Consider the following 22,317-nt stretch of genomic DNA (forward strand, 5'->3'; position numbering starts at 1 on the left):
GAAAGCACCGGTCTTGAAAACCGGCATACGTTAATAGCGTATCTAGGGTTCAAATCCCTATCTCTCCGCCACTTTTAAAAAAACCGCTGTTCTTACAGCGGTTTTTTTGTATCTGCTGTTTTTTAACCGCTGTTATCGAAACTTCTAATTGATTTTTCTCTAGCTCTTTCTCCAAGTTTTTGCGTACCTACTTTGGGTTTAGTTTACGCAGTAATACCTTCAATCGAAGACATTTCCATACGTCTCATTTGGGCTTCAAATAGAGCTTTCTTAAGTCTCAACGTGGGATGCTTAAACGCATTTTGATAGAGTTCCAGTCTAAATACTGCGGATGCACTTGGAGAAAAAATGAAGCTACTTTACTGGTTAGATGAATGGCAAGCTCTTACTCAACAAGAACAAGAGATGGCTTTACCTATCTCTGGCTACGATTTACTTGATGATGTGTTTGTGAAGTATGAACTCGTCGATCTTAACAAGCCATTGTTGTTTACATTTTCTCCTTCCGGTACTGATGTGCAGGTACAAGATTTAACTCCGGGTTTTTCTCCTTGGGGCTACGAGCTCGGAATACAACAACAAGTAAACATTATTGCCTTTCAACATTTAGGACAAAGTAATTGGTTCCGTAGTCGGAATTTGATTTTCTTTCTGGAGCAGCTATCTGAGTTGCTTCATCCCTTCAAATGTCGTTTGGGTTATGGGCAAAGTCGAGGTGGCTTTGCAATTGGCGCGTTCGCTAACTTGCTGAAACTAGAACATCTTTTGTTGTTTTATCCTGTTAGCACTAAAAATAAAGCGTTAGTGCCTTGGGATGATCGGCCGAGTACTGAGCTTGCTCAGCAGTTTGCTTGGGAAAGCGGCTACCATGATCGAGATTTGGGCAATGCCAAAGGTTATATTATTTATGACCCATCCAATCGCATTGATCGTCTTCATGCTGAACGTTATCCAGAGCTTACCCATTTAAAAGTCGTCGGTATGGGACACGGCACTCAATCCACACAATTAGATAAATTAGAATTTTTTAATCTGGTGGCGCAGGAGTTTGTTCGCCATCAAACCTTAGATATTGACCAATTTAATAAGCAAATTCACGCTTTGTTTTAAAAGAGGACTGATATCAGAGTCCCCTGTAACCAGGGGGAGATGATCACACACTAAAAACTAGATTTTTAACACAATTGCTAGGCGCAATTTAAATGGAGGATTAATGAAGTTACTGTACTGGTTGGATGAATGGCTGGCTCTTTCTCGTGAAGAACAGCAAACCAGGCTACCGATGTCCGGGGAGGACTTACTTGATGATGTATTTGTTAAGTATGAGTTTGTCGACCGCAATAAACCGTTGTTGTTCACCTTTTCCCCTGCTGGTACGAATCTACAAGTACAGGACTTACACTCAGACTTTGCGCCTTGGGGCTATCGCTTAGCCCAGAAACAAAAAGTAAATATTATTTCATTTCAGCATCTTGGGAAAAGTAACTGGTTTCGCAGCCGTAATTTGATTTTCTTTCTAGAGCAGCTATCAACTTTACTTGAGCCTTTTGAATGTCGTTTAGGTTATGGGCTTAGCCGCGGTGGTTTTGCTATTGGTGCCTTTTCCAATCTATTAAAGTTGGATCAAGTATTGATGTTTCACCCGGTCAGCACAAAAAACAGAGTTTTGGTGCCATGGGATGATAGGCCAAGTACTGAACTAGCCCAACAATTTGATTGGGAAGGAAAGTATCACGACCTTGACCTTGGCGATGCAAAAGGCTACATCATTTATGATCCAACTAATGAAATCGACCGCCTTCACGCCAAACGCTACCCAGAGCTCACTCACTTAAGAGTCTTCGGGATGGGACATGGTACCCACGCGACGTATTTGAATAAATTCGGTTTTTATAAGCAAGTGGCTGTAGACTTTATACGTTATCAGAAGATAGATATAGCGCAGTTTCGTCATCAGACTAAAACGCTGCGATTAAAAGAAGATTACTATCAGTGCCTTAACAAGGCGAATGCGAGTTCACAGCATCGTTTGAACTTACTGAGTACCGCTCATAATGTGTTAATTGAAGAAAAGAAAGAACATGTGAAGGAGCATCAAGCGCAAATCGATATTCAGCCACTTGTTGATATTGCGATGAAGCATGAGCATGACAATCCGCAAGATGCAGTACAACTTTTGGAAGTGGCTCAGCAGTTAGTTCCGAATGACCCCGTTGTGGAGCACAAGTTGCAGCAACTGTCGTAGGCGAGTAATGCAGACTGGCATTTTGAATTTGGTCAGTGGCTTTTGTCGCTGGCCTTTTTAAGAGCTTATGGGTTGATATTTCGATGAAATTTAATGAAGCAGTACAAAATAAAAAGCCCAAGCAAATGCTTGGGCTCCATAAATGTTAATGCGAGTTTTAAAACTCTTTTGGCGCAAAGCCTGTCATCACATCAAGGCGAAGTTCTTTACCAACTTTTGTTAATGGGTGAACGATTACTAAGCCGCGTACGCGTTTTTTCAGTTTGCCGATGTCCGCTTGTTCTGCTTTGGTGATTTCACGAGAGAAAGGCATATCAAGTAAGCTTTTACGTTCTTTGTTCAGCTCATAGTTTTGCTTGTGCTTTAACTGGTTAAGCTTTTTGGTAAGCTGTTCTACTTCATCCGTGAACTTTGTAATCATTTCGTGATCACCACGAGAACGTGCCGCATCAAGTTTACGTTGGCATGTATCTAAACGGTTGTGCAGCTTTTGAATATCAGTTTTTATGCTCATGGTAATTTGGCTCAAATTTTAAATAGTCGAGAAGTATAGCATAGCTGAGATCACACGCTCTACTATACTTCTCGATTGTCTGGCTTTAGTTAATCAGTTCATTGCCCGATACGTTACCATCGAAGAAGGCTTCGACGTTATCAAGCGTCACAGAGGCAATGTTATTAAGTGCTTCGTGAGTCAAGAATGCTTGATGGCCAGTAAACAGCACGTTATGACAAGCCGATAAACGGCGGAAAACATCATCGACAATGACATCGTTAGATTTATCTTGGAAGAATAAGTCTTTTTCATTGTCATACACGTCTAGGCCAAGCGCACCAATCTTACCTTGTTTCAACGCTTCTATCGCCGCTAGTGAATCTAGCAACTCGCCTCGACTGGTGTTAATGATCATTACACCATCTTTCATTTGCGCGAAGGCTTTTTCGTTCAATAAGTGATAGTTTTCTTCACTCATTGGACAATGGAGAGAGATAATATCCGCATTAGCGTAGATTTCTTCAAGCGAACAGTAACGGGCTCCTATTTCTAGTGCTAATGGATTTTCGTAGGGGTCGTAGCAAAGCAGTTCCATGCCAAGCCCTTTGAAGATACGCATCGTCGCGATACCAATCTTACCCGTACCAATAACACCAACAGTTTTTCCGTAAAAGTTAAAGCCAACAAGACCCTCTAGCGAGAAGTTGGCGTCACGTGTGCGTTGGTAGGCCTTGTGAAGACGGCGGTTTAGGCACATCATTAAACCAACCGTGTGCTCTGCCACTGCTTCTGGTGAGTAAGCAGGAACTCGAACCACTTGTAAGCCTAGTTCTTTGGCTGCTTGTTGATCAACTTTATCATATCCCGCGCAGCGCATAGCAATAAGCTTGGTCCCGCCCAGAGAAAGCTGTTTAAGGACAGGAGCTGAAAGATCATCATTAACAAACGCACATACGACATCACTGCCGTGCGCCATCTTGGCTGTTTTTTCGGTTAGTCGGAAGTCGTGATAGTGAAATTCAAAATCGCGGTTATTTTTAATTTTATTAAAAGAGGCTTCGTCGTAGGATTTTGCACTAAAAAAAGCAATGTTAATCATGGTTCCCTCTCAAAAAGTGCGGACTTTATAAATAAATATGCTTATAAAGTAATGCAACTTAGCCGCAATGAATAGAGAAATCTTCTCTTTGACTTTTGTTGTATCAAACAACAACAAGAAGTACGCCTTTCAGCGAGTGCTATCTTACGGTTCCGCATTAGATACTGTTTGCTTTACGAGCATTAACTGACTAGCATTATCGCTCTTTTCTTGTTCACTTTATTAGCTTAGGCGTTACGACAATGTCAGTAAAATGGTTCTCTATGTTCTTGTGTTGTGTGTTTGCTTCGGGCACTCACGCAGCTGTTGACCTTGTTAAAGTCGACAAGTCTAAGCGTCGAATGTATTTGATGGAACAAGGAGCAGTGCTAAAAGAATACCGAATTGCTTTAGGAGCGAACCCTCAAGGACATAAACAAGAAGAGGGAGACAATCGCACGCCAGAGGGCGAGTACACTCTAGATTATGTTATAGAGGACTCTGCTTTTTATCGTTCTGTGCATATCAGTTACCCTGATGCGATTGATACGTTGGAAGCGAAGCGCCGAGGGGTGTCCCCTGGAGGGAACATCAAAATTCATGGCTTAAAAAACGGTGAGAGTCAGTTGCCGATTTACATCCAAAGTTTTGATTGGACTAATGGGTGTATTGCGATTACCAACGAGGAGATGGATGAATTTATCCAGCTTGTCGAGATGGGGACACCAATTCAGATTGAGTGGTAATAAAAGGTCCCCTTTAATGTTCTGGCTCTTATAGGCTATGGCATAAAGCGCTGTGGATGATCACTAAAAATACCGTCTAACTGAGGCAGGTATTTCAGTTTATTTGGATTGTTCACCGTATAGCACATCACTTTGTAACCGGCTTGTTGGAGTTTGTTTATCTGGCGAGTACGAACCCAGTTAATGTTTAGGTTGCAGCTATAGGCACTAACTTCTTCCAAAAGGCGTTTATCTTTTCTCGTAAAGAATTCACTTAACACACCCAATCGGTAGCTACTGCAGTATTTGTGCATCGCTCTAATGACGTCATGACTAAAGCTCGATAGGAGTACATTCTCTTGCGGCATTGGACTTTTTGCTAACGCATTGGCGAGAGTCTGCGCCACTTCTTCCGCTGGATGGTTGTCTACTTTAACTTCGATATTCAAGTTAAGCTTATTCTCAGTAGCTAAAGTGAGCAGTTCATCTAGTGTCACGATCTTCTCGCCTGAAAAGTCTGTGCTAAACCAACTACCGAAATCTAATGCTTTTAACTCTTCCAGGGTGAGCTCATCAACACGGCCTTGTCCATTGCTGCATCGATTGACGGTATGATCATGGCAAACCACTAAAACATTATCTTTGGTAGGCTGTATATCCACTTCCACCCACTTCAACCCCAGGTCAATGGCTGCCTGAATGCTTATTTTTGTATTCTCAGGGTATGAACCTGCCACGCCACGGTGACCAATTAATAACGTTTCCATTCGCTTTATCTTTTGCTTTGCGGTTGCCAGATTGTACTCGTTTTTTCTATGAAGATATATCTAGGTGCAGATTGTTAGGAACCTTTAGTAAAAGTGAACATTAAACTCTAATGGCACGTTGCTGCTTCTTGGACTGAGTCCTGTGGACTTAAAGCCTTAGAGTGTGTAGTTGTTTAATTAGTAAATGAGTAATAAAATGCGAACCATTTTTATTTGAATGGTGAGTGGTAATGTCACGAGTTTTGATAGTCGATGATGACGTTCCTTTGTGTGAGCTGTTAGAAGCGGTTTTGCAAGAGGAGGGCTACATCGTCTCTTCTGTGCATTGCGGTGAAAGTGCGCTGCAATATATGGAAAAAACGCCTGTAGATCTTGTATTGCTTGATGTCATGTTACCAAACCTTAACGGCATGCAAGTTGCTCGTAGGATCTGTCAGCGCTTCGCGACACCTATTCTAATGCTTACCGCTCTCAACGATGAAAACTCGATGCTTGATGGTTACCAAGCGGGGGCCGATCAGTATATCGGAAAGCCCTTTAATGTCGCTGAGCTTCTAATGCGCATCAAAGCGATTCTTCGTCGTGTTGGCTTGGAACGTCAACGTCAGACGATGTGTAGTACCGTTCAAACGATCAGCGACCAGCTTAATAGCTTACCCCTCACAAGTACGGAAGCTGAACTATTGAGCTACTTGGTAAAAAACCAAGGAGTCGTGATTTCAAAAGCAGAGCTTCAAACCGAAGTGTTAAAGAAAGAGCTGAGTCCTTTTGATCGCAACCTTGATATGCACATCAGTAACATACGTCGCAAGTTAGTTGAGGCGGGGCTTTCCAAGCAACATATCAAAACCTTCCGTGGCAAAGGTTACAGTTATTTAGAGGCTGTAAACCGTTAATGAAGCTCCGGTGTCCACCTTTTATTGCAAAACGTAAAGATAGCTTAGCGTTCAAGTTATTTAGTTGCATGACCGCAATTGTCATTAGTATTTTGGTCGTGCAATCCTTAGCGGAACAAGCTCTGGTGAAAGCCATGTTGAAAGTGCCCGATAGTGTGCGAGAAGAAATGCTAGACCTTGCACATCAAGCCAATGTATTGATTGAGCACGGAGACATGGACGAACTTGCTGACTGGGCAAATGCGCAAAACTTTTATTTATTTGTGTTGAATGAACATCAGCAACCAGTTACGCACCGTCTGATGCATCCGCACTTCGAGTTCAAACTTCAATTTAAGAGAAGCATTGATGATCAACTTGAGGGGAAAGTGAATCGCCCCATCATCAATATTCCTTTAGTTCATGGCAATACTTTAGTGATTCAATTGCCACATCGACTGCACCCTGCAAATGACTTCATTCTGTATTTCTCTATTCTCAAAGTCGTGATTGCAGTGGTTATTTTGGCGCTCTTTTCGCTGCTAATGGCACGTAACTTACAGCAACCATTGGATCGATTGAGAGAAGCAAGCAAAAAGCTATCTAATGGCGATTTTAATGTCAGTGTCGTGAAAGAGCTGAAGTCGAGCACGCGTGAGTTTAACGAGTTAGCGCAAGACTTCGATCACATGACGCAACAGATTCATTCTCTCGCTGAAAAGCAGCGACTGCTTATAAGAGATGTCTCTCACGAATTGAGAACGCCGTTAGCGAGGCAGAACTTGGTTCTGCATCTTTTGCGAAAGCGTGTTGGAGAAAGTGAGCAAAGCCTAGTGACAAGGCTAGAAGATGAAGCAAAAGAGCTAAACCATTTGATCAGCGATATATTGGAGTTCAGTCGCTTGGAAAATGCGCGCTTCGACAAAGCCACGAAACGCTGTGATTTAGAAGTTTTGCTCTCCCCGCAAGTAGAACGTTGCAAAATAGATTTGAAGTCAGAACAGACGTTGTCTTTCCGCTCAGAAGCTGTATGTGCTAAAGCCATTTGTGAAGAAACGCTGGTCATTCGTTGTTTGAACAATCTTATTGGTAATGCCATTAAATATTCAGGACCAGCATCTCAGATAGAAGTTTCTCTGGAAAATTATGTCAAAGAAGGGCAGCAGTTCACCATCATGTCAGTATCTGATGATGGGCCTGGTATTCCAGATAACAAGCTGGTCGATATTTTTGATCCGTTTACACGCTTAGATGCTTCTAGAGATAAAAAGCTTGGTGGCTACGGTTTAGGTCTTGCGATTGTCAAAGAATCCATGCGTATTATGGGTGGAGCAGTTACGGCGAAAAACCGTGAGCAAGGTGGTCTGAGGGTTACTTTAGTGTTCAAGCAATAAGTATGATTAAGTCGTAATTTTGTGATTAACATCACATTATCATGGCGCATCATCAGAGAGTACTTTACAAAAGTTTGCAAATGCAAAGAATGTAAATTTAATGCAAATGGTAATACTTATCACTTATATTCACCCGCGAAATAATTAAGAGGGAATCGCATTCAACAAGTATGTGACCCGAAAAATAATAATCGGAGTGAAAGGATATGTTTACTAAGAGCCATTTGGCGTTAGTGATCGGTGCAGTGTTAGCAACACCTGCAGTGGCGGAAGTTCAAACAGACGAACATGTAATTGTAGAAGGTCGAGAGTTCGGCTACAAGGCGGATACAAACAGTACAGCAATGCGCATGGAAATGACGCAGCTGGAAACGCCGGGACAAGTAGCGGTTATCGATGAAACGGTAATTGATGAGCAGCGTGCAAGTACACTTGGTGAAGTGCTACGTAACGATGCAAGTGTTAGCGCGGGTGGTACAAGCCGTAACCGCGAACGTTTCTCTCTACGTGGTTTTGAACTTAGCAGTTCAGACGGTTTTCTTCGTGATGGCCGTCAACACTGGTCACACTACCGTCAGCCAATTGAGCTTTTAGAGCGTGTTGAAGTGCTTAAAGGTCCATCAGGTCTGCTATACGGTAAATCTGAGCCGGGTGGCTTGGTAAACATGGTTTCGAAAAAACCAACAACTCAAACACAAGCAAGTTTGAGCCAAGATCTAGGTTCGAATGATCACTCACGCACTGTGCTTGATGTGAGCGGCGCGCTAAATGATGCAGAGACACTGCGAGCGCGCGCAATTTTTGCCAAAGAAAGCTACGGCTCTTGGCGCAGGTACGGTGATGGCACTGAGCCTAAAACAGATCGTACGGTAGCTGGCCTAGTGGTTGAGTACGATATCACAAACAACTTTATGGTATCGGCTCATTACGATCGCACGAAAGACGATGGTAGCGTGGACTCTGGCGCATACATTGTTGATGGCAAAGCGGTTCGCGGTGATAAGTACATTTGGGATGCGCAGTGGTCTGAAATTGATAACGAAGTAGAAAACTACGGTGTCGATATTAATGCGCAAGTCACGGATAACGTGAACGTAAAAGCAGGTTACAACCGCCAAGACTTTAAGCGTTTTGATGTAGAGTCTTACCCTAAGTTTGATCAGTATGAAGAGTTAAATACGATTAAGCATCGAGGCAACGATCGCTCCGATAATTGGGTATTTGATACTGCATATATAGATGTGACGACGGACTTTACTTTGTTCGGTACGGAAAATACGTTGTTAGTGGGCGCTAACTACTTAGATTACAGTTATGATCGCTTTATGGCATTTCATAATGAGGCGAGTATTGCGCCAGGAGAAACGGTGCCTAAGCCTAGCTATCGTAGTTCGAAGAAATCACCAACTGCTGAGTACGATACTTGGGGTATCTACGCGCAAAATATGATGACGATTAATGATTACTGGCAAGTGCTTGCAGGTGTTCGTTATGACGAAAAGCGTGATGATGAACTGACCGAAAACCAGGTTTCTCCAAAATTTGGTGTCATTTTCCACCCATCGACGAATGGCTCGGTTTACGTTCAGTATTCTGAAAGCTTCATGCCTCAAGGTGAAGTCAGCAACGGTAGTCGTACCTACATCAATGAAGGTGAGAAACTCGACGCTGAGCGTGGTATCTCTTATGAAATCGGTACGAAGTGGGAACTGTTTGATCAGCGTTTATTTGTATCTGGTGCTGTGTTTGATATCACGTTAGAGAACATCTCGCTGGATGTTGAAAGCGGCAAAGACGCGGGCGGCAATCTCCTACACAAGAAAACGCAAGGTGGTGAGCAAGTTCACAAAGGCGCTGAGTTAATGGCTCAAGGTTTTGTGACCCCAGAGTTGTCGCTAACCGCTTCTGCAATGTATTTGGATGCAGAGCTTAAGAAGGCAGAAAGATATGAAGGTAACCGCCCTGTAGACGTGCCAGAGTTCTCGGCAAGTCTATGGTCTAGCTACAAGGTTCAAGACAACACTAACTTAAACCTTGGTTTGATTTATGAAGGTGATCGCTACGGTGATGCAAAGAACACCTTCAAGAAAGATGGCTACGCTCGCGTTGATATGGGCGTGTCATACAAACATAAGTACGATGAAAACTTGGATATCATTGCTCGATTCAATGTCGAGAATTTATTCGATACCGACTACTTCGCAGGTGGTGGTAGCACGAATGGCGAGCAAAAAGGTGCGAGTGGGGTTGTGGTTGGAGAAAGCCGCAACTACATGGCAACAATCCAGTTCAAGTACTGATAACAATTTGATTATTAAAGGGGAAGGGTAGTCTTCCCCTTTGGTCGTTTTTGGAACACAGAAATATAACTCGTATGAATCTAATGAAATCAAGTATCGCTCTGTTGATATCATCGGTTTTGATTCCCGCTCACGCGGCGAACTTAAACGATGCACAAGCTGTGCAGAGTAAAACAAACCAGTCGTCGGCGGTAAGCCAAAAACGTATTGATGCAAGCGCAGAAAAATCACTTACTCTAGAAGCTGAAATTGAGCAGCTGCAAGAAGAAGTCGGTAACTTGAAGATTTATCGCGATCATCTTGCAAGCCTTGTTGAGAGCCAAAATCAAGAAGTTGATAGCTTGAACGAGCAAATTGAACAGATTGCTCAAACTCGTCAAGGTGTCGTGCCTTTAATGTATCACATGCTTGAGGGCTTAAAAGTGCTCGTCGCTAACGACAAGCCTATACGCAAAGCGCAACGTGAGGAGCGAATTGCAAAGCTGGATTCCATGATGACGCGTGCAGACGTTGCGGATGCAGAGAAGTTTCGTCGTATTTTAGAAGCGTACCAAATTGAAATGGATTACGGCACCAAGCTTGGCGTTTACCAAGGCAAGATTAACCTGGGTGACAATGAAGCTGTGGAGGCGGACATTCTCTATTTAGGCCGTTTGTCTTTGGTAGCGCGTAGCTTATCTGGTGACACATTTTGGAGCTGGTCACAGCAACAACAAGCATGGCAACAAGTGGGTTCTGAGCAAAAATCAGAGCTAGACAAAGCGTTCGCTATGGCGAATAAACAGATCGCGCCGAGTATGTTAACTCTGCCAGTGTCGTTAACCGCTGCGGAGGGCAAATAAATGATGAAAAAATGGTTATCGGTTGCATTAATCTCGACAGCCGCATTAATGCCTTATACAACTTTTGCTAGTGATGCGTTGTTACAAAAGGCGCAGCAAGAAAATCGTCAACAGCAATCGCACAATGTCGCGCGTGAATCAGGTTTTAAGCAAACAGAGCAAGACCTACAGGCTATAAAGAATAAATTGGTGGCAGAGCGTGCTGCTCTTCAAGCAGAGGCGGACTCATTAAGTGTTACCTTCGGTGAAAATGAAGCAGAACTGGCACAGCTAGAAGAAAAGTTGCGTCTAGAAACCGGGAGCCTAGGTGAGTTATTTGGCGTCGTTCGCCAGAACGCAAAAGAGCTAGAGTCTGAGCTAAAAAGCTCAGTAACCGGTGTAGATGCAAACTCATATCAGAAAGATATCGATGCTATTGTTGCGGCTAAATCACTGCCAACGTTGACCCAACTTCAGGCGATGTGGCGCAGCATGGAAGAACAAATCAAAGCAAGCGGTGAAATGGCAAACGTCTCTTTCACACTGCTAAATGGCGAGGGTCGTGAACAAACGGTTAGTGGTGTTCGTCTTGGTTCTATGGCGCTGCTGGATGACACTGGCTACGTTAAGTGGAATGGTCAACGCGGAGATGCGGTAAACTATCTTCGTCAGCCTGAAAGCGGTCCAACAGCGAATACTATTTCCTCTTTTGACATTGATGCGCTTGTCATAGATCCGTCACGTGGCATTCTTCTTGAGCAGCTCGCAAACTCACCGACTTTGGCTGATCGCCTAAATGCGGGTGGCGTTGTCGGCAAAATCATCCTTGGTTTATTGGCTATCGGCCTATTGATTGCGCTCGTACGTGGTGCATCTCTGATGATTTCGCGCCAGAAAATCATGAAGCAACTGAAAACCCCAGCGCAGCCAGGAAACAACCCTTTGGGTCGCGTGCTTGCGGTATACCAGAAAGACAAGCATCGCAGCGTAGAAGCGTTAGAACTACGTCTTTTGGAAGCTGTTGTTGATGAGCAAACCCACCTAGAAAAAGGGTTGTCGATGCTTAAGCTTCTTGCTGCTCTAGCTCCTATGCTTGGCCTACTAGGCACGGTAACGGGTATGATCGAAACCTTCCAAGTCATCACTCAATTTGGTAATGGTGATCCGAAAGTAATGGCGGGTGGTATTTCAATGGCACTTGTGACTACCGTACTTGGCCTTGTTTCAGCCATGCCTTTGCTATTAGCGCACAACGTATTGAGCTCTCAAGCAGAAAATATTCGCAGTATCTTAGAAAAACAAGGCATCGGTTTAGTTGCAGAACAAGCTGAGCGTGATATGCCGAGTAACAAAAGTCACTCTAACACCTTAGCGGAGAACGCAGCGTAATGGAGCAGATCCTACTCAGCACATTGGGTTTGATCAGTGAGGATTGGGCCACAACCTTGATGAGCTTTATGCAGCAAGGTGGTCAAATCCTATGGTGGCTGGCCGCCGTCGTGGCGGTGTGCTGGCTGTTGGTTATGGAGCGAGTTATTTATCTCACAACGGTTTTCCCTGGGGTAAAAAAACAGCTTTGTGAGCAGTGGCAAGCAAGATCAGAGCACCACTCTTGGTACGCGCATCAAATCCGTGAAGGATGGATTGCAAAAGCGCAAATCGAACTGCGCCAAAACCTATCGACTATTAAGCTACTTGTGGCGGTTTGCCCAATGCTAGGGTTGTTAGGGACGGTGACAGGCATGATTACGGTGTTTGACGTAATGGCATCGCAAGGCAGCAGCAATCCGAAATTGATGGCTTCTGGTATCTCACTTGCTACGCTGCCAACCATGGCAGGTATGGTAGCAGCGCTTGCGGGCATGTTTATTCATGCTCGCCTTAGCAAAGTGTGTGAACGAAAAGCTATCCAGTTAGAACAATCTTTAAGGAGTCAAAAGTGAGACTCGGACGCAGACCTAACCAACAAGATGAAGCTCAAGTCGATTTAACCTCGATGCTTGATATCGTCTTCATCATGTTGATCTTCTTCATTGTGACCAGTTCGTTTGTACGTGAATCCGGTGTAGAAGTGAATCGCCCTCAGGCTTCTAATGTAGTAAGCCAAAAAGACGCGGGCATTTTTATCGCAGTAACGGCAGCGAATGATGTGTACATCGACAAACGAGTGGTTGATATTGAGCGTGTTGAGGCCTCTATTGAGCACCTGTTACTTGATCAGCCTGATGCTTCGTTAGTTATCCAAGCTGACGAGCATGCTTACAATGGCACTGTCGTGAAAGTGATGGACGCTGCAAAGGCGGCAGGTGTGAAGAACATTGCATTGGCGGCGGAGAAACCTTAATGGGCAGGCTGTTACTTGCACTACCAGCATCACTGTTAATTTCTGTGAGCTTGTTTAGCTTTATGGCGTGGATGGTTGATAAAGGCAACCAGCGTGCGCCAGAAGCTTCAGAAGCCGTTCGTTTTGATATGGTGATGGTAGAGAATGAAGCAGACGTGCAGCGTCGTCAACGTTCAGTGCCGGAGCAACCAGAACCACCTCAAGCGCCGGAGCCAATGGATCTGTCTCAAGCTGACACTCAAATGGAACCAATGAGTCAGATGACGCCAGTCAGTGCTTTAGGTTTAAACACTGCCCTTGAAGGCATCGCGATTAGTGCACCAAACTTGAAGGGAACAATGGGCAACCAGCAAGCACTGCCGTTGTATCGTGTTGATCCTCGCTATCCAAGTAAGGCGCTGAAACGTAGAGTGGAAGGTTATGTCATTATGCGTTTCACGATCGATGCAACTGGACGACCAAAAGATATTGAAGTGATCGAGGCTGAGCCCGAGCGCATGTTTGAAAGGGAAGCAATCCGTGCGCTTAAAAAATGGAAGTATCAGCCAAAAGTTGAGGATGGTGTGTCAATTGAGCAGTTCGGACAAACCGCTAAAGTGGAGTTCAAGTTAGCCAAATGATGAAAAAATTCTTAATCGGTACGGTATTAAGCCTGAGTGCACTCTCAACCATTGCCAGTGAGTTAAGCCAATACACCGCAGCGAGAGTTCAACGAGCACATAATTTGGCTCAAGAAGAGAAACTGAAAGAAGCGATTTCATCTCTTGAAGCTATGGAGCTTTCTCGTGGATATGATCAAGCTTATGTCGCTCGAATGTTGGGTATTTTTTACTGGCAGAATGAGCAAACTCAAGCGGCGATTAAGCAACTTGAGTTGGCAGTCAATAGTGGTTTGCTACAAGATGAGCAAGCATGGCAAACCCGAAAAATGTTGGCTGATATACTGCTGAACGAGCAACGTTTTTCTAAGGCGTTACCTCATTACTATGCCTTGAGCCAAAACATTCCTAAAGGTCAAAAAGCGCATGAGCTATGGCTGCGTATTTCCCAATCTCATTATCAACTGAGTCAGTGGCAAAAAGTGCTTTCAGCAATGGCTCGTTATGAGAAATTTGGTCAGCCAGACAAGCTTGGCGCATTGTCGATAAAGCTTTCTGCTGAGCTAGAACTGAAAAAGTGGAAGCCGGCAATCTCGACCATCAAACGCTTAATCGTGATTGAACCTGAACGAATTGAATGGTGGCGTCAGCTTGTTGCTCTATACCTACGGGTTGATGACAACAAACGTGCCCTAGACTCTTTGGCGTTGGCAAAACTGAAAGGGTTACAACTTAGCCAAGATGACTTAAAGCTGCTGGCACAATTGTACGCGAAACGAGGTATTCCTGAGAGAGCTGCATTGGTGATGAACGAGCTAGAGGATGTAAACTCGAATAGTAAGCTAAAAGCTCAGCAAGCAACGTATTGGCAAATGGCAAAAGAGTGGGAAGAGTCTATTGATAGCTGGCGTATTGCAGCTCAGCTAGATAGGCAGTATTACTGGAACTATTCTCAACTGCTGGTGCAAGAAGGCCATTATAAAGATGCCATTGCCGCGCTCGATAATGTCAGAGGTCGTAAAGCGGATGTTGCACTTATCAAAACTCGCGCTTACTACAAACTTAAGCGGTTTGACGATGCGCTCGCTAATGCCAAAAGAGCGAATGAGATTAAGCCATCGAATCAGGCAAAAAGTTGGGTTAAGTATCTATCTCAGCTACGCAAAGTAGAATCGACGCAGAACTCATAGCGAACATTTTTATTAAATACCCGAGCTCAGTCTCGGGTATTTTTTGTCTAAAGTCATAAAGGCTATTTACTGCATGAGTTTTTCATAAAAGGCTAACGCATCAAATGGTCGGGAGAAAAAGGGGCTTTTCTCTATATATTCTTGATGTACTTTGCTCAGTGTTTCAAACTTTTCTCTCGATGTAGGTTCGATATGAAAAGTTAGGCTTTCAGTCGACTCTACAAGCTTTAATGTTGAGGTTCTTGAAGCGTTATTTTTTGCTATTAATAGATAATATGCTAGCTCTTGCTTCTCTTTTAATACACAAGCCTCAAAAGCTTTCTCGCTTAAAAACGGCAGAACAGGAGTTAATGCTTCTATATGCTTCTTTGAATACTCTAGGGTTTGTTTGTCAGGTGTATTCTGGTCTGCCATAGATTCGCACAGCTTTATCTTAGCACCATAATTATCGATAGATTGGCTTACGTTGTTAAACAAACTGGCTTCAAACTTTTCACTTGCGAAAGTGACACTTGAGAAAAGTGATAAGAGAATTATTCCAACATTCTTGTTCATATTTTTCCTTCTGAACTACACCATAACGTTTGGCTAGCATCAGAAAATCTTCTCTATCTAACCCTACACTAACTTCTTAGCTTACCTTTTTTATCTAGTTTATGGATAGCTTTAAAGCTTTTCATTAAATATACATAAAGGCGCATTTTGGTGGAGTCTATCCCACTTTTTAGTATTGGAAATATCATTAAATTTTGAGTCATTAAAATTGATAGGGTTATTATCTAGAGGGTAGGCAATCGGTAACTCGCATTGGCCCAAATAGCTAAAACATTTGCAAGCCAAGCTGAATTGAAAAAGTAAACAATGTAAATTAAATGCCAATACGAATGATTATCACCTAAATTATGCCCCACATTTATTGGTGATGATTGTTTCTATGTTGCTTAAAAGCAAAGGTGTTCAAACTTGGGCTCGCCGCCTACATATCTATATTTCGATGGCTCTTCTCTTAGTTACGCTGTTTTTTGCAGTAACTGGTATTACCCTCAATCGCCCCGAATTGTTTGAACGCAGTGAACCTATCATTCAACAACATACTCTGACGGTTCCGCACTCAGTTCTATTCTCACATTCAGATACCTTTCAACCTAATCGTGAAGGGCTGGTGGCTTTCTTGACTAAAGAAACCGAGCTTCGCGGCACTCCCTCCGCACTAGATGTGTATACCGAAGTTGAGCAAGGTGAGTTGTTACTCGGAGAGCTTTCTATGGATTTTAAAGGCCCGGGTTATAACGCTACGGTCTTTATTGATATGACTACTGGTGCAGCAGACGTCGAAACGACGCACTACGGTATTGTTGCGCTGCTGAACGATCTACATAAAGGACGCAACAGTGGTGGGATTTGGAAGTGGTTTATCGACGTCACTGCGCTTTTGATGGTGTTTTTTGTTCTTACAGGCGTGTGCTTATTACTGCCTAAGAAGAAGACGCTCAGAACGTCAATGCAATGGATGAGCTTTGGTACGTTACTGTCGCTCGTAATTTATTTTGTTGCTGTTCCATAACAGCTTTTTTAGAGAACACTTATGTTGAACACAGGAAGATTTTTCCGCCGTAATCACTTTTGTAAAGCCGCTTTGATCGCGGCTTTTGCTCCTTTCTCTCTTTCCGCGGCGCCTATACCAGATAACGCGAAGGTCGACTTCGAACTCGAACTTCCAAAGATAGATACCTCAATGTATGCACGCCCTTATGTGGCGGTTTGGGTTGAAAACGATCAGCGTAAACCGGTTAAAACCATTCAGTTATGGGTAGGGAAAGACGAATGGTTAAAAGATCTACGCAGCTGGTGGAGAAAAGCGGGTCGTTATGATCGTGAACTTGTTGATGCGGTGACTTCTGCAACACGTCCTGCTGGTCAATACCGCTTTGTCTGGGATGGAACCGATGACTCAGGGAAGCGTTTGGAACAAGGAAATTACACGTTGTACGTCGAGGTCGTTCGTGAACACGGTGGGCGAAACTACTTACGTCAAAAAATAACGCTAGCGGACAGTGACGTGCGCTATGAGCTTAAACCAACACAAGAGACGGGTGTCATCACCGTCAATTATCAAGTTAAGTGATTAAAGGACACAACAATGAAAACCAAAATGAAAGCAGTGGCATTGGCGAGTGTAATGGCAATGGGATTGGCTGTAACCACCACCGCGCAAGCACATCCACGTTGGGTTCTGCCCTCTCACTTTACGGTTTCTAAAGAAGGCGGTGACTGGCTGACATTTGATGTTACTGCCTCTCACGGAACGTTTGTTTTTGATAAGCCTGCGGGTAGTGATCAGGCATTTGTGGTGATGCCGGATGGCCGCTCTGAGCGTCCTAACTTTGTTGTTCGTGGCAAGCGTCGCTCTATGTTTGATTTCTTTTTTACAGAAGAAGGCACGCACAAAGTTGCGATTAATAATCAGCCGAGCTACTACACACAATACAAAGCGGGCCGTCGTGATACGGTGAAATGGGCGCGAGCAAGCAAAGCTGAGCGTGGTGATGTGCTTCCCGAGCAAGCGCGTGATGTGGTTACTCAACTAAGTTACACCCGAGCAGAAAGCTACATTACGGTTGGTATGCCAACGGACAAAGCGTTGGAGATTGAAGGCAAAATGCTGGAGATGAAACCGATCACGCATCCATCGGACATCATTGAAGGTGAGCCTGTGACTTTCCAGTTTTTCTTTAACGGAGAGCCACAAGAGGGCGTTACTGCTGAGATTACACGTGAAGGTACTATGTACCGAAACCATCAAGAACAAATCGATGTGGTGAGCGATAAAGATGGCAAAGTGATCTTCACGCCAGAGGTCGCAGGGCGCTACTTAATGAAAGCGAACTACAAAGGTGAATTAAAAGATAATCCATTGGCGGATAAAGCGAGTGCCAATGTTCACCTTACGTTTGAAACTCAACTTAACTAATCGAATTAGGCTCAGCAATCGCTGGGCCATTTTGGAATCATCATGAATAACACTTCTCTTCTAAAAGCTGCTTTGCTTTTTTCTGGATTTGCTTCTTTTCACGCTGCTGCACATTTTCCTCTGATGAGCTGTCACTTGGCGCAAGATAAAGTAATTTGTGAAGCGGGCTACTCGGATGGATCGACAGCGGTCGACTACGATGTCGAAATGTACGATTACGACGACAATCTGATCGCCAAAGAAAAAACAGATAAGCGTTCCATCGCAGAATTTACTCACCCTGAAACAGATTTCTATTTGGTATTTGATGCCGGACATGAAAGCCCGGTGGAAGTGGATATCGTTGAGCTGAAAGAGAAATGAGTGTAAAGAAAGTTCGCCCTGATGATGGTAACCGAGAAGGAAAGTGGGTCGCACTGACAATCGCAGCAATTCTCAGTTCAGCAGCCATACTTATGCCCTACCATCAGGTCGCGACTGAAAAGCCAGACATGCAGTCTCATCAAGTGTTAATCACGGATTTACATCAAAATGAGTTGGGGTTGATCGCTGAACTTAAGCTCGCTCATGAAGAGATTCGTGATTTGCAGTTAGATACCGGAACTTGGCCTGAGATCTCTGATATGGAGGCGCTTTGGATTGCTCCATTCGTGAAAGACCAAAATTGGAAGCGTAAAGGTTCTCATCAGTGGCAACGAATTGATGACGGTGTCTACATTGGCGTGAAGACCAGTGCCCAAGGCTCTGCTTCCATGCTGTTGGATAGCCGCAGTTCTCAAGCTGATATTTGGTTTAATGATTCTAGCCGTTCGTTAAATGTGGAGGGACTAAGCGAGCTAGCAAAACGCCACGATTTCGGTTGGAAACAAATCGTTGTGTCAGACTCTTCCTCTCACTCTCACGCCCATTAAGACAACATAATTGATAAGTACTATGATCAAACGCTCTCTTTTACGTCGTATTCTTACAGCCACCGCGTTATTGGCGGTGTCTTCTACAGGCTTTGCTGCCGAAAAACTCAGTATTGGTATTACGCTACAACCTTATTACAGCTATGTTAAAGCCGTTGTGGGTGAGAAGGCGGACATCATTCCTTTGGTTGATGCTGGTTTTAATCCTCACAACTATTTACCACAACCTAATGATCTTAAACGCTTAAATGAAATGGACGTAATAGTGATCAATGGTATTGGTCATGACGATTTTGCACTGAAAGTGATCAAGGCTTCTCAGCGTGATGATCTCGTGGTTATCGAAGCGAACAAAGAAGTGCCTTTATTGCCCGCTATGGGGCAGTCTGTTGGTCAAGGAGCAGTGAACCCTCACACCTTTGTCGGTTTATCAACAACCATTCAAAAGGTTTACACCATCGCGAGTGAGCTAAGCCAATTGGACCCAGACAATGCTACGTTCTATCGCCAAAATGCCCGTAAATACGCAAAAACATTTCGCCTGATGAAGCGTGATGCAATGTTGTCTCTTGGTGAGTTGGACACGGCTGGTATGAAGGTGGCGACAACCCACAATGCTTACGGATATATCCTTCAGGAGTTTGGTGTTGACGTTGCCGCTGTCATTGAGCCTGCTCATGGTGTAGAACCAAGTGCAAGTCAGCTACAGGAAACGATAGAGAAAATTCGTGAATCGGGCATTGATGTGCTGTTTTATGAGCTCAATATGCCGAATCGCTTTGTTGATACCATCGAAGAGGCGACTGGGGTGCAGCTTTATCGCTTTTCTCACATGACTCACGGTGAGTATGAGGCTGATAAAGTCGAGGTTGAGATGCGAGATAATGTGGAAACACTAATCGAAGCCATGAAATTTGTGGCGAGTAAGCGAGCAGGGGAAAAGGTGTAATGACTGGACCTTCCGTTTCCTTAAGTAACGTGGGCCTAAAATACGCCGACAATATCATTTTGCAGAACATCAGCGCCGAATTCGAGAACGCGAAATGTCACGTGATTATGGGACCGAACGGCGGTGGTAAAACCTCTTTGCTTCGTTCGGTACTTGGACTCACGCCATTTTCGGGAAACATAGCGCTCAATTGGCCAGAACCATCAGCTGTATCGGGGAAGATAGGGTATGTGCCACAAAAAGCGATGTTTGAAGCAAGCCTCCCGTTAACCGTGATGGATTTTGTACTGCTTAACCAAACTCGTATCCCTCTATTTTGGCGACGTAAAACGAAACAAACTCAACATGCCCTGGCCCAGCTGGATCGCGTGGGTATGGCAACGCGTAGCGACCGTCGTATGGGGCAACTCTCTGGCGGTGAGCAACAGCGTGTTTTGTTTGCGCAAGCTTTACTGGATGAGCCCAATTTATTGGTTTTAGACGAACCTACAACTGGGATGGACGAGCAAGGTGTTCGGTACCTTGAAGGTTTGATTCATGAAGTCGTTGGAGAAGGCAAAACGGTACTGGCAGTACACCATGACGTGACCGCAGTGCGCCGTTTAGACGCGCAGGTCCATGTCGTAAATCGTCAAATTGTGGCGTCAGGGCACCACTCAGATGTGTTAAGTCCTGATCGTATAGAAACATTATTCAAGCACTACACAGCAAAAGTGGAGGCTGCATAATGGATTGGTTGCGAGAGTTAGCGGTTAGCGGCGTTGAAGCTGGGTGGTTAAGCGATAGCTTTTCTTATGCCTTCATGGTGAATGCAATTGTGGCAGCGCTGATATTAGGACCATTACTTGGTGGTCTTGGTACATTAGTCATCGCCAAGCGACTGGCTTTTTTCTCTGAAGCGGTTGGGCACGCTGCGCTTACCGGAATCGCGATTGGTGTGTTGCTCGGTGAGCCGCCAGAGAATCCGATCATCGGATTGTTTAGCTTTTGTATGATTTTTGCGCTGTTGCTTCACTTTGTTCGTAATCGTACGAATGTACCTTACGACACACTGGTTGGGGTTTTTCTTGCACTAGCGTTAGCGGTTGGTGCTGCGCTGTTAATGTACGTTGCTCGCAAGATCAACATTCACATGTTGGAGAACGTGTTGTTTGGCTCGATCTTGACTGTGACGGACAACGATATCCTTATTTTAGCGATCAGTTGTTTGATCATATTACTGCTTCTTATTCCAACGTTTAACCGCATTTTGCTAACTTGTATCAGCCCGGATATTGCACGTGTACGCGGCTTTAATACCAGCTTTTATGATTACTTATTTGTCATGATGATCACCTTGGTCACCATCGCCGCGGTAAAGATTATTGGCGCGGTATTGGTTGGTGCATTGCTACTGATTCCTGGTGCAACGGCTAGGTTATTGACTAAACGCATGGGCAGTTTTGTTCTCCTTTCTTCTTTATTGGCAACCATTGCGTGTTTAGTAGGAACCATACTGCCGATGGAGCTTGAGCTACCAGTGCCATCAGGCGCATCCATCATCATTGTTTCTGCGGCATTTTTCCTAATAGCAACGGTTTACCGAATTATCCAAAAAGCGTAACCCTTTTTATAAAGTAATGAACATGAAGATAAAAAAATTAGCGATAACTTTTGGTTTGGTTATAGCGACGACACTTCCATCGTTGGCAGGCGCCAAAGACATTTTAACCAGCACTCCCGTCACGTACATGTTGTCTGAGCAACTCATGAAAGGTACAGGGATAGAGACTCAGTATCTGCCTCCAAAGCGTTACGGCGTTGAGCGTCTTGAAAACTGGTTCGCAAATAAAGGTACAGAGCAAGTTAAGCAAGCGGGTCAAGTCGCGACGGTTGCTATTACTCTTGGTGCGATTTGGAAACAAGACCCGACTTATGTTTACGCTCGACAGGGCAACATTCACTTGATTGAAATCGATGCATCGCAGGCCATTTCTCCTAGAGCTCAAGGAGTTGCAGTACTGACATTGGAAAACGGGTCAACATCGAAGTACGCATGGCTGAACCCTACAAACTTAATCCGAATGGCGGGCATTGTTGGAGAGGATCTACAACGTGTATATCCTGAACACCAAAAGGCGATTCAAACGAATCAACAGGCTCTTATGCTCAATGTGCGTGAACTGATCAACCAACAACAGGCAGAGATCTTCGATAAAGGCATCGATTCAGTGGTACTGATGAGTGAGTCATTAGAGGACTTTGCCTCTGGCAACCAATTGTTTGTGGTTGGGCGCGAATTTAAGCCGGAACTTGAGTGGACAGAAGAAGACAAATTATCTTTAAAAGCTCAGTTTGAACAAGATAAAACGCTATGGTTAGTGACGGATAAACGACCGTCGAAAACCTTGACATCGCTTATTAAACCGAGCCGCATACTGCAAATTGATGTTATTGACCGCTGGGGCAGTAACGGTATCAAAACTGAGAAGCCACTCGCACGTTGGGAGATGTGACACGTAAAAAGCCACAGATTTTATGATGGGGAATGAAAAGTTCCCTATTTTTTTGTGATTAAGTTCAAAATGTGAGCACTGATACCACTGGTTGCATAAGAAAGTGTTTGTTTCATTTCTATTTCATTACTACTTTGTTATGTGTTCGTTGCGATTG

The 22,317-nt window shown here is 44.2% G+C and carries 25 protein-coding genes; 21 read left to right on the plus strand and 4 right to left on the minus strand.

Annotated elements, in window-relative coordinates; all coding sequences use genetic code 11:
- The first annotated feature begins 348 nt into the window (after positions 1 to 348).
- Positions 349 to 1,110 carry a cytosolic protein gene (locus R8O70_RS23165; protein WP_258624743.1) on the plus strand — a complete coding sequence of 254 codons (762 nt, stop codon included), beginning with the start codon at positions 349 to 351 and terminating at the stop codon, positions 1,108 to 1,110.
- A 103-nt stretch (positions 1,111 to 1,213) separates the two neighbouring features.
- Entirely contained in the window at positions 1,214 to 2,245 is a 1,032-nt protein-coding gene (locus R8O70_RS23170; protein ID WP_025768076.1) for a hypothetical protein, read from the plus strand.
- Between the two features lie 157 nt (positions 2,246 to 2,402).
- Here R8O70_RS23170 and R8O70_RS23175 read toward each other — a convergent pair whose 3' ends face one another.
- Together R8O70_RS23175 and R8O70_RS23180 are read right to left on the minus strand one after the other, a co-directional pair.
- On the minus strand, positions 2,403 to 2,759 hold the full coding sequence (locus R8O70_RS23175) for a YibL family ribosome-associated protein (protein ID WP_005374274.1): 357 nt from the start codon (positions 2,757 to 2,759) through the stop codon (positions 2,403 to 2,405).
- Between the two features lie 85 nt (positions 2,760 to 2,844).
- Positions 2,845 to 3,840 carry a 2-hydroxyacid dehydrogenase gene (locus R8O70_RS23180; protein ID WP_206970460.1) on the minus strand — a complete coding sequence of 332 codons (996 nt, stop codon included), beginning with the start codon at positions 3,838 to 3,840 and terminating at the stop codon, positions 2,845 to 2,847.
- A gap of 242 nt (positions 3,841 to 4,082) precedes the next feature.
- Between R8O70_RS23180 and R8O70_RS23185 the strand changes: the two genes are divergently transcribed.
- Positions 4,083 to 4,565, plus strand: coding sequence for a L,D-transpeptidase family protein (locus R8O70_RS23185; protein WP_005374271.1), 483 nt, complete (start codon positions 4,083 to 4,085; stop codon positions 4,563 to 4,565).
- Between the two features lie 35 nt (positions 4,566 to 4,600).
- Here the strand turns inward: R8O70_RS23185 and R8O70_RS23190 are convergent, their stop codons facing one another.
- Positions 4,601 to 5,311 (minus strand): glycerophosphodiester phosphodiesterase family protein, encoded by a 711-nt coding sequence (locus R8O70_RS23190; protein WP_258624739.1) that lies wholly within the window; start codon positions 5,309 to 5,311, stop codon positions 4,601 to 4,603.
- Between the two features lie 230 nt (positions 5,312 to 5,541).
- Here R8O70_RS23190 and R8O70_RS23195 point away from each other — a divergent pair, with 230 nt between their 5' ends.
- The 9 genes from R8O70_RS23195 (at position 5,542) to R8O70_RS23235 (ending at position 14,834) form a co-directional block, all read left to right on the plus strand.
- The gene (locus R8O70_RS23195) at positions 5,542 to 6,207 is read left to right on the plus strand and encodes a response regulator transcription factor (protein ID WP_005386018.1); all 666 of its coding nucleotides are present in this window, start codon (positions 5,542 to 5,544) and stop codon (positions 6,205 to 6,207) included.
- Entirely contained in the window at positions 6,207 to 7,580 is a 1,374-nt protein-coding gene (locus R8O70_RS23200) for a sensor histidine kinase (protein ID WP_033906224.1), read from the plus strand. The genes R8O70_RS23195 and R8O70_RS23200 overlap by 1 nt, the downstream gene beginning before the upstream one ends.
- A gap of 206 nt (positions 7,581 to 7,786) precedes the next feature.
- Entirely contained in the window at positions 7,787 to 9,880 is a 2,094-nt protein-coding gene (locus R8O70_RS23205) for a TonB-dependent siderophore receptor (protein ID WP_258624738.1), read from the plus strand.
- 74 nt (positions 9,881 to 9,954) lie between these two features.
- Complete coding sequence (locus tag R8O70_RS23210; protein WP_005374260.1) at positions 9,955 to 10,722, plus strand: DUF3450 domain-containing protein; 768 nt, start codon at positions 9,955 to 9,957, stop codon at positions 10,720 to 10,722.
- Positions 10,723 to 12,090 (plus strand): MotA/TolQ/ExbB proton channel family protein, encoded by a 1,368-nt coding sequence (locus R8O70_RS23215; RefSeq protein WP_213914970.1) that lies wholly within the window; start codon positions 10,723 to 10,725, stop codon positions 12,088 to 12,090.
- Positions 12,090 to 12,644 (plus strand): MotA/TolQ/ExbB proton channel family protein, encoded by a 555-nt coding sequence (locus tag R8O70_RS23220; protein ID WP_017635540.1) that lies wholly within the window; start codon positions 12,090 to 12,092, stop codon positions 12,642 to 12,644. The genes R8O70_RS23215 and R8O70_RS23220 overlap by 1 nt, the downstream gene beginning before the upstream one ends.
- The gene (locus R8O70_RS23225) at positions 12,641 to 13,045 is read left to right on the plus strand and encodes an ExbD/TolR family protein (protein WP_005374257.1); all 405 of its coding nucleotides are present in this window, start codon (positions 12,641 to 12,643) and stop codon (positions 13,043 to 13,045) included. The genes R8O70_RS23220 and R8O70_RS23225 overlap by 4 nt, the downstream gene beginning before the upstream one ends.
- Entirely contained in the window at positions 13,045 to 13,665 is a 621-nt protein-coding gene (locus R8O70_RS23230; RefSeq protein WP_005374256.1) for an energy transducer TonB, read from the plus strand. Before R8O70_RS23225 ends, R8O70_RS23230 begins: the two co-directional genes overlap by 1 nt.
- Positions 13,662 to 14,834 (plus strand): hypothetical protein, encoded by a 1,173-nt coding sequence (locus tag R8O70_RS23235; protein ID WP_318184385.1) that lies wholly within the window; start codon positions 13,662 to 13,664, stop codon positions 14,832 to 14,834. Before R8O70_RS23230 ends, R8O70_RS23235 begins: the two co-directional genes overlap by 4 nt.
- 66 nt (positions 14,835 to 14,900) lie before the next feature.
- On the opposite strand, the gene R8O70_RS23240 is transcribed toward R8O70_RS23235, so the two are convergent.
- Entirely contained in the window at positions 14,901 to 15,389 is a 489-nt protein-coding gene (locus tag R8O70_RS23240) for a hypothetical protein (protein WP_258481213.1), read from the minus strand.
- 379 nt (positions 15,390 to 15,768) lie between these two features.
- Here R8O70_RS23240 and R8O70_RS23245 point away from each other — a divergent pair, with 379 nt between their 5' ends.
- From R8O70_RS23245 to R8O70_RS23285, 9 genes are read left to right on the plus strand one after another with little or no spacing between them, the layout of a single operon-like run.
- Positions 15,769 to 16,398 carry a PepSY-associated TM helix domain-containing protein gene (locus tag R8O70_RS23245; RefSeq protein WP_005374254.1) on the plus strand — a complete coding sequence of 210 codons (630 nt, stop codon included), beginning with the start codon at positions 15,769 to 15,771 and terminating at the stop codon, positions 16,396 to 16,398.
- Positions 16,399 to 16,419: 21 nt separating this feature from the next.
- Positions 16,420 to 16,959, plus strand: a complete 540-nt coding sequence (locus R8O70_RS23250) for a DUF2271 domain-containing protein (protein WP_258624735.1) — start codon at positions 16,420 to 16,422, stop codon at positions 16,957 to 16,959.
- Positions 16,960 to 16,974: 15 nt separating this feature from the next.
- A complete protein-coding gene (locus R8O70_RS23255; protein ID WP_025768070.1) occupies positions 16,975 to 17,805 on the plus strand; it encodes a DUF4198 domain-containing protein in 831 nt (276 codons plus the stop codon).
- A 42-nt stretch (positions 17,806 to 17,847) separates the two neighbouring features.
- Positions 17,848 to 18,168 carry a hypothetical protein gene (locus R8O70_RS23260; RefSeq protein ID WP_046873904.1) on the plus strand — a complete coding sequence of 107 codons (321 nt, stop codon included), beginning with the start codon at positions 17,848 to 17,850 and terminating at the stop codon, positions 18,166 to 18,168.
- Positions 18,165 to 18,716: a DUF6162 family protein gene (locus R8O70_RS23265; protein ID WP_053349399.1), complete on the plus strand. Its 552-nt coding sequence runs from the start codon at positions 18,165 to 18,167 to the stop codon at positions 18,714 to 18,716. Before R8O70_RS23260 ends, R8O70_RS23265 begins: the two co-directional genes overlap by 4 nt.
- 22 nt (positions 18,717 to 18,738) lie before the next feature.
- Positions 18,739 to 19,665: a metal ABC transporter solute-binding protein, Zn/Mn family gene (locus tag R8O70_RS23270; protein WP_258624731.1), complete on the plus strand. Its 927-nt coding sequence runs from the start codon at positions 18,739 to 18,741 to the stop codon at positions 19,663 to 19,665.
- Complete coding sequence (locus R8O70_RS23275) at positions 19,665 to 20,393, plus strand: metal ABC transporter ATP-binding protein (RefSeq protein WP_151515841.1); 729 nt, start codon at positions 19,665 to 19,667, stop codon at positions 20,391 to 20,393. Before R8O70_RS23270 ends, R8O70_RS23275 begins: the two co-directional genes overlap by 1 nt.
- Positions 20,393 to 21,268: a metal ABC transporter permease gene (locus R8O70_RS23280; RefSeq protein ID WP_258624727.1), complete on the plus strand. Its 876-nt coding sequence runs from the start codon at positions 20,393 to 20,395 to the stop codon at positions 21,266 to 21,268. Before R8O70_RS23275 ends, R8O70_RS23280 begins: the two co-directional genes overlap by 1 nt.
- 22 nt (positions 21,269 to 21,290) lie before the next feature.
- The gene (locus tag R8O70_RS23285; protein ID WP_151515840.1) at positions 21,291 to 22,160 is read left to right on the plus strand and encodes a metal ABC transporter solute-binding protein, Zn/Mn family; all 870 of its coding nucleotides are present in this window, start codon (positions 21,291 to 21,293) and stop codon (positions 22,158 to 22,160) included.
- Positions 22,161 to 22,317: the final 157 nt, after the last annotated feature.

The organism is Vibrio sp. 779(2023), assembly GCF_033344285.1.
Classification (GTDB): Bacteria; Pseudomonadota; Gammaproteobacteria; order Enterobacterales; family Vibrionaceae; genus Vibrio; species Vibrio alginolyticus.